A 7,170-nucleotide genomic window follows, 5' to 3' on the forward strand; every position below is an offset into this window, starting at 1 on the left:
GGTCCTTTCAGCTGAGGTGACGGCCGGTGAGGTCGAAGGCCCGGCCGGAGTGCTGGCGCGCCAGCAGTTCGGCGAACAGGCCGTCCCCGCCTTCGGTTTCGTGGCCGAGGCGGGTGGCGATGCGGCCGAGGACGGCGGGTAGCCAGTCCACGTCGCCGGACTGGTGCCGGTGCACGCCCAGACAGGCCGCCGCGGCCAGCAGCAGGGCGTAGCGGCGGGCCACGTCGAACGCGACCGGTTCGGCCAGCGGGGTCCGGTTGAGCGGGGACAGCGCCAGGCAGTCCGCGCGCAGCTCGTGCAGCTGTCCCAGCAGGAAATCGGCCAGGTCCTTGTCCACATCGGACAGAAGTGCGGGCAGGGTGGCCAGCAACGGGTCCTCGGGCCCGGCCAGGATCTCCAGGCCGGTGAAGTCCAGCTCCGGCAACGCTCCGCCCAACTGGAACAGCGCGTCCGGCGCGGGTGCGGAGTCCAGCCAGCGCCGGGCCAGCCGGGGCAGCTGCGGGATGATCGTCGCCTGGCAGACGGTCGCACCGGAGTGCGCCAGCGACGCCAGCGGCAGGTCACGCAGATGCTTCTGGAAGATCGCGTACGGGCCCTCGCGCAGGAACGACCGCGCGCCCAGCACCACGGACAGCCCGTCCAGCAGGTCCTGGGTGAGTTCGGGCACCAGGAACTTGGCCGCCGCGGTGTACACGCTGGTCTGCCGGGGCAGCAGGTGCAGCGCGCGGCAGGCCACCGTGCTCAGGCAGTCCGCGACGAGCAGGTCGGCATAGGCGTTGACCAGGGTTGCCTTGGCGTGCGGAAGATCGGCGACCCGTCGGCCGTAGAGCTTGCGCTCCAGGGCGAACCGGGTGACGGTGCGCAGCTGGGTGTCCAGGGCGCCGATGACCGCGTTGGTGAGCGTGGCCTTGGTGACCTGGAAGGCGCGCAGCACGGTTTCCAGCGCGCCGCCGGGGTTGCCGAGCACGGTGGACTCGGGCAGCGGGCAGTCGTGGAACTCCACCCCGCCGAGCCGGATCGCGCGCATCCCGCTGGTGCGGAAACGCGGCAGGAAGCGCACGTGCTCTCGGGGCAGCGCGGCCATGTCCACCAGCAGCAGGGAATGGCTGCGGCTGCCGGGTTCCGCGCTGGTGCGGGCGAGCACGGTGGCGGCGTGCGCGGCGGAGATGTTGTTGATGACCTCCTTGCGCCCGTTGAGCACCAGCCCGCGGCCGGTGCTTTCGGCGCGCAGGGCCGAGCGCACCAGGTCGTGCCCGGTGGCGAGTTCGGTGTAGGCGCCCGCGCTCTGTCCGCCGCGCAGCAGGACCTCGGCCAGCCACTTCTGCTGTTCCGCCGAACCGGAGGTCCACACCGGCACCGAGGCGATCAGGTTGATCGCGCCGTGGCCCAGGCCCAGCGCGGCGTCCCGGCGGAACAGCGGCCGCAACGCCAGCGCGAGCTCGTCGGCCTGGGTCAGCCTGCCGCCGAGGGACTGCGGCACGAACTCCGCGCCGAAGCCGTTGGCCTCCAGCAGGGCGATGCCGGCGGGCAGCAGCTCGCCGCGTTCGTCGGCGTCGAGGAAGGCCGCGTAGCCCAGCGGGTTGTCCGGGTCGTCAGGGTTGCCGAGGAGGTGTTCCAGGTCGCTCACGCGGACTCCTCGGGCAGCAGGGAGAACGGCGTTCCGGCGGCGTGCTGCTCGAACACCAGTCGGGCCAGCCGCTCGTACACCTCGTCGGCCCCGGCGACCTCCGGCCGTCCGGGACGCAACCGGTGCAGCACCCGCAGCAACACGGCCTCCAGCCACAGCGCATCCGTCCACAGTGAACTGTTCGCCAGGAACAGCTGCACAGCAGCGGCCCCGGCGTAACAAGCGGCGTAGTGCTCGGCCAGGGTGAACGCGGCGGCGGGCACCTCCACCGCGGTGGGCCGGTGCGCGGCCATGCCGGCCACCACCCGTTCCAACTCGGTGAGCAGTTCGCGGGCCAGCTCAGCGGCCCGGCCGGTCAGTCGCTCGACCGCGGCGGGCAACGCCTGCACCGGACTGGCGCCGGTGCGGGACAACAGGGTCAGCCGGTCGCGGTCGAAGGTCGGCAGCTCGGCGGAGAGGTCCGCGGCGGTGGCGAGACCCTCGGTGTTCACCCTGCCGGTGCGGTGACCGCGGACCAGGTTCGGGAACTGGTTGATCAGCGAGTGCAGGTTGACCACGGTGTTGCCGTCGAAGATGCCGACGATCCGGTGGTCGCGCTGGATCTTCTGGAACCGGCCCTCGCCGAAGACGTGCCCGGTGAGCAGTGCGCGGGAGCCGAGCACCTTGGCCAGCTTGGTGAGCAGACCGTCCACTGTGGTCGGTGCGAGATACTTGACCACGGCGGAGGACACCGACAGCTCGGCGGTGAGGCTGTGCACGCCGCGTGCGGCGACCAGGGTCAGCGCCTCGGTGAGCAGCAGGTCGGCGTAGCTGGTGGCCAGCAGCCGGCGGGACTGCGGGAGATCGGCGACCAGTCGGTCGTAGTTGCGACGGGTGGTGGCGTATGAGACCGCGAGGCGCAGGCCCGCGTCGGCCGCGCCCAGGGAGAGCGAGGCGCACATCGTGCGGGTGAGCTGGAGGCTGCGCACGACGGTCTCCACCCCGTGCCCGGCCTGGCCGACCAGGGCGTCGGCGGGCACGTCTGCCCCGGTGAAGTCGATGCCGCTGATGTCCGCGCCGCGGATGCCGTGCAGCTTGGGCGCGGGCAGGGTGCGGAACGTGCCGGGCGCCAGCGTTCGTTTGTCCACCAGCAGAACGCTGTGGCTGCGCGGGCCGTCGGCGGGGTCGGTGCGGACCAGCAGGCAGAGCAACTGGCCGCGGGTGGCGTTGTTGATCAGCCACTTCTCCCCGGTGATCCGGTAGCCGGTCGCGGTGGGCTCGGCCTGGACCTCGCCGGCCAGCAGGTCGCTGCCGTGGTCGCGTTCGGTGAGGCCCCAGGACACCACTCCGCCGTCCAGGATTCGTGCGGCCAGCGCCTGTGCCTGCGCCGGGCTGCCCGCCACCCACACCGACACCGCTCCGAGGAACGTCTTGCCGTGCGCGATGGCGGTGGTGAGATCACGACGTGCCACCACCCGCATCAGGGCGAGCGAGTCCGGGTACGCACGCAGCGCACCACCGTGTTCCGCCGGCACGTAATGCGCGGGCAGGCCGAGGACGTCGAGCTCCCGGCAGATCTCGCCGGGGAACTCCTCGCGTTCGTCCAGGGCGGCGATCCGCTGGTGGGAGAACAGCCGGCCGGGATCGTCCGGATCGCCGAGCGCCCGGTCCAGCTCTGCCGCCTTCATACCGTGGCTCCGGTGCGGTAACGGCGGACCAGTTCGGGGTCGAGCTCCTCGTACAACGGGGTCAGCTCGTCCTTGACGAACAGCTCGCGCATCAACCCGCGACGCACCTTCCCGCTGGTGGTCCGGCGGACCTGGCCGGGGCGCAGGAACACGATGTTGGCCACCCGCAGACCGAGGTCGGTGGACAGCTCGCCGCGGATCCGCCCGGCCAGTTCCGGCAGGTCCAGGTCGCGGCCGCGCAGTTCGTGCATCACCACGATGGTCTCCTGCGGCGCGGGCACGGAGCAGACGCTGCCCTGCAGGCCGCGGAAGCCCTCGTGCAGCCTGGCCACGGAACGTTCGATGTCGTGCGGGTACAGGTTGCGGCCGCGGATGATCAGCACGTCCTTGATCCGGCCGGTCACGAACAGCTCGCCCTCGTGCAGCACACCCAGGTCGCCGGTGCGCAGGAACCCGTCCCGGCCGTCGGTGGTGGTGCCGCGGAACGCGTGTTCGGTGGCCTCGTCGTTGCCCCAGTACCCGGCGGCCACACTGGCCCCGCGCACCCAGATCTCGCCGATCCGGCCGTCTGGCAACACTTCCCGGGTGTCCGGGTCGACCACCAGTACGTCCAGCTCCAGCGGCCGGCCGCTGCTCACCAGCACCGGTCCCTCCGCCGCGGGGGTGAAGATCTTCTGCTCCAACGCCGCCGCGTCGACGTGATGCTCCACATAGGACTGGGCGAGGGTGGCGGTGACCAGCAGGGTGGCCTCGGCCATGCCGTAACAGGGTTTGAACGCCTCGGCGCGGAACCCGGCGGGAGCGAAGCGTTCGGCGAAGCGGCTCAGCGTGGCCGCGTTCACCGGTTCCGAACCGTTGAGCGCGTGCCGCCAGCGGGACAGGTCGAGCCGGGCGAGCTGCTCCTCGGTGACGTTGCGGGTGCACAGGTCGTAGGCGAAGTTCGGCGCGGAGGTGCCGGTGACCTGGTACTCGGTCATCAGCTCCAGCCAGCGGTGCGGGCGCCGCAGGAAGTCTGTGGGGGACAACAACACCGTCGTGCAGCCCAGGTGCAGCGGCAACAACAACACGCCGATCAGGCCCATGTCGTGGTGCATCGGCAGCCAGCTGCACATCCGGTCGGAGATCACCAGACCGAACGAGCGCTGGATCAGGTGCAGGTTGTGCGCGAGTGCGCCGTGCGTGACGATCACGCCCTTGGGTTCGCTGGTGGAACCCGAGGTGTACTGCAGGAAGGCCACCGCGTCGTCGCTCGGCCGTGCCGGGGTCCAGTCGACGTCCCCGAGTTCCAGCTCGTCGGTGGCGGTCGCGGGCAGCTCGGCCAGACCGGACTCGGCCAGTTCGGCGCGCACCGCGTCCAGGTGGCGGGCGTCGGTGAGGGCGAGCACCACCCCGGCGTCGTGCGCGATGCCGAGCGAACGGCCGTCCTGCCGCTGGTTGGTCGGCGCGGGCGCGGGTACGGCGGTGACTCCGGCGTGGAAACAGGCCAGGACGGCGACCGCGAAGTCCAAACCGGACGGATAGCGCAGCAGCACCCGGTCGCCGGGACCACAGCGTTCCAGCAGCCACACCGCGAGCGCACGCACGTCGCGGTCCAGTTCGGCGTAGGTGAGCGTGGTCGCGACCTGTTCGCGGCCCTGGTCCCGGACGAAGACCAGCGCCTCCTTGTCCGGCAGGTCCTGGGCGTTGCGCCACAGCCGGCTGACGATGTCGGTGAACATCTGGTTCCTCCCCACCGGCTTCACCACAGCCGGGCCTTGGCGACCGGGCCGTCCGGGGCGGCGACCGCGGCGGTGAGCGCGGACAGGTAGTGCCCGGCCAACCGGTTGATGGTCTCGTGGTCGAAGAGCTCGGCGTCGTAACGGAAATCGGCCACGAAGCTGTCGCGGTGCTGCATCACGTCCACGGTCAGGTCCAGCTGACCTTCCTGCTGCGGCAGGGGATACGGCCGCAGTTCCAGGCCGCCGAACTCGGTGCTGTCCTCGGCGCGGGTGCTGTCGAGCAACGGTCGCAGAGCCGGGTCCAGATGGGCGGTGGCCAGCAGGTTGAAGGTGATCCGGCACAACGCGCCACCGGCACCGACCCGTGCGGCCAGCAGCGAGAACGGGTAGCCGGCCGCACCCACCCCTGCCCGCACCTGCCCGGCCACGGCCAGCGCGGCCTCGCGGAAGGTGGTCTCGGCGGTGAAGCGGGCGCGGAAGAGCAGGGTGTTGACGAAGTTGCCGACCACGTCCCGGTCCCGGTTGCCGGAGCGGGTGGTGGTCGGGCAGCCGAGCAGGAAGTCGCGCCGGCGGGTGGTCCGGAAGAGCAGGCCCTGGAAGGAACCGAGCAGGACCGCGAACGGCGTGACGCCTGATTCCCTGGCCAGTTCCCGGATTCTGGTGGTGACCTCGGGCGGCACCACGACCCGGCAGGTGCTGCCGGTGAAGGCGGGGCGCTCGGCGCGAGGCCGATCGGTGAGCAGTTCGGCGGCGGCGGAACCGCGGCAGACGTCCTGCCAGTGCGCGGCGAGCTCGGCGCCGCGCGGTCCGTCGATCAGGTCGCGTTCCCGCTGGACGTGCCCGGCGTAGTCGCCGCGCGGGGCAGGCAGCGGCGTGCCGGTGAGCAGGTGCAGCAGATCGCGCAGCAGCAGGTAGGCCGAGGTGGCGTCGGTGACGATGTGGTGGGCCACGATCAACAGCACCGCGTCGCCGGGCGAGCGGCGGAGCAGGACGACCCGGAACGCGCCCTGGTCCAGCCGCAGCGGTTCGGTGAGCGCGTTGCGGACCTCGGTGGCGAGCTTGTCCTCGTCCGCACCGGGCAGGTCCCGGATCACCAGTGCGACCCGGGATTCCTCGCCCAGCACGCGGATTCCGTCACGGAACGTGGAACGCAGCAGTTCGTGCCGCGCGGCCAGCCCGATCACGGCGTCAGCCAGCGTCTGTTCGTCCACTGTGGAGAGAACGCGGACGGCGACGCCGGTGTTGTGCGCGGCGCTGTCCGGGGCCAGGCGGTGCAGGAACCACAGCGCCTCCTGGGCGTGCGCCAGGGGCAGCTCACGCACGGCCCACCGCCGCGCGGCGGGTGATCTGGTGCAGCCGCACGTCCTCGCGGAGGTGACCGGTCAGGTAGCGGACCAGCTCGGCCTCGTGGTCCTCCAGGTAGAAGTGGTCACCGGGGAAGTTGCGCAGCTCGAACCGGCTGGTGGTCAGCTCGGCCCAGGCCCGCACGGACTCCGGAGCGCAGTCGGCGTCCTCGTCGCCCACGCAGGCCACGATCGGGCTGCGCACCTTGGCGGGGTTCTCCGGGTGATAGGTCTCGATCAACCGGAAGTCCGCGCGCAGCACGGGAAGCACCAGCTCGCGCAGGTCGGGGTTGGCCAGGGCGGCGTTGGCCGACGAGCCCAGTGCGGTGGTCTCGGCCAGCAGCGTGGCGTCGTCGGCCAGGTAGGTGGAGGTGCGGCGGGTCCGGTGCGGAGCCGACCGGCCGGAGACGAACAGGCGCAGCGGGGCGATCCCGTGCCGTTCGGCCAGGCGCAGCGCGACCTCGTAGGCCACCGCGGAACCCATGCTGTGGCCGAAGAAGGCCAGCGGCAGGTCCAGGAACGGCGTCAGCGCGTCGGCGGCCGCGTCCGCCAGTTCGGTCATGGTCTCGGCAAAGGGTTCACCGAAACGGCTGTGCCGCCCCGGATAGCAGGCGGTGAGCAGCTCGAAGCCGGCGGGCAGGTGGCCGGGCCAGCCGCGGAACAGCGCCGGGGTGCCGCCCGCGTGCGGGAAGCACACCAGGCGCAGTTCGGTGCCCTCACCGCGGCCGTGCCGTTGGTACCACGTCATCCTTCGCTCCTCCTGACTCCGCGAGCATGCTCACGAAGCGATCTATATTCCGGCCATATGGGGCCGG

Annotated in this window: 5 protein-coding genes; all 5 read right to left on the bottom strand. The window is 71.6% G+C overall.

Annotated features, from left to right (window positions below; all coding sequences use genetic code 11):
* Positions 1-7 precede the first annotated feature (7 nt).
* Genes B0F77_RS02165 through B0F77_RS02185 form a run of 5 tightly spaced genes read right to left on the bottom strand, consistent with a single transcriptional unit; the run spans position 8 to position 7,103 of the window.
* Positions 8-1,627, bottom strand: a complete 1,620-nt coding sequence (locus tag B0F77_RS02165) for an acyl-CoA dehydrogenase family protein (protein ID WP_086661041.1) — start codon at positions 1,625-1,627, stop codon at positions 8-10.
* The gene (locus B0F77_RS02170) at positions 1,624-3,294 is read right to left on the bottom strand and encodes an acyl-CoA dehydrogenase family protein (RefSeq protein ID WP_086661042.1); all 1,671 of its coding nucleotides are present in this window, start codon (positions 3,292-3,294) and stop codon (positions 1,624-1,626) included. The genes B0F77_RS02165 and B0F77_RS02170 overlap by 4 nt, the downstream gene beginning before the upstream one ends.
* A complete protein-coding gene (locus B0F77_RS02175) occupies positions 3,291-5,012 on the bottom strand; it encodes a fatty acyl-AMP ligase (protein WP_086661043.1) in 1,722 nt (573 codons plus the stop codon). The genes B0F77_RS02170 and B0F77_RS02175 overlap by 4 nt, the downstream gene beginning before the upstream one ends.
* A 20-nt stretch (positions 5,013-5,032) precedes the next feature.
* Positions 5,033-6,334 carry a condensation domain-containing protein gene (locus tag B0F77_RS02180; protein ID WP_086661044.1) on the bottom strand — a complete coding sequence of 434 codons (1,302 nt, stop codon included), beginning with the start codon at positions 6,332-6,334 and terminating at the stop codon, positions 5,033-5,035.
* Positions 6,327-7,103, bottom strand: coding sequence for a thioesterase II family protein (locus B0F77_RS02185; RefSeq protein ID WP_086661045.1), 777 nt, complete (start codon positions 7,101-7,103; stop codon positions 6,327-6,329). Before B0F77_RS02185 ends, B0F77_RS02180 begins: the two co-directional genes overlap by 8 nt.
* Positions 7,104-7,170: the final 67 nt, after the last annotated feature.

The sequence above is a fragment of the Lentzea kentuckyensis genome (assembly GCF_002150765.1).
In the GTDB taxonomy this organism is placed as follows: domain Bacteria; phylum Actinomycetota; class Actinomycetes; order Mycobacteriales; family Pseudonocardiaceae; genus Lentzea; species Lentzea kentuckyensis.

Excerpts from the sequence above, each read along its gene's own strand:
- B0F77_RS02185 (WP_086661045.1), bottom strand. The coding sequence starts at position 7,103 with ATGACGTGGTACCAACGGCACGGCCGCGGTGAGGGCACCGAACTGCGC.
- B0F77_RS02175 (WP_086661043.1), bottom strand. The coding sequence starts at position 5,012 with ATGTTCACCGACATCGTCAGCCGGCTGTGGCGCAACGCCCAGGACCTG.
- B0F77_RS02170 (WP_086661042.1), bottom strand. The coding sequence starts at position 3,294 with ATGAAGGCGGCAGAGCTGGACCGGGCGCTCGGCGATCCGGACGATCCC.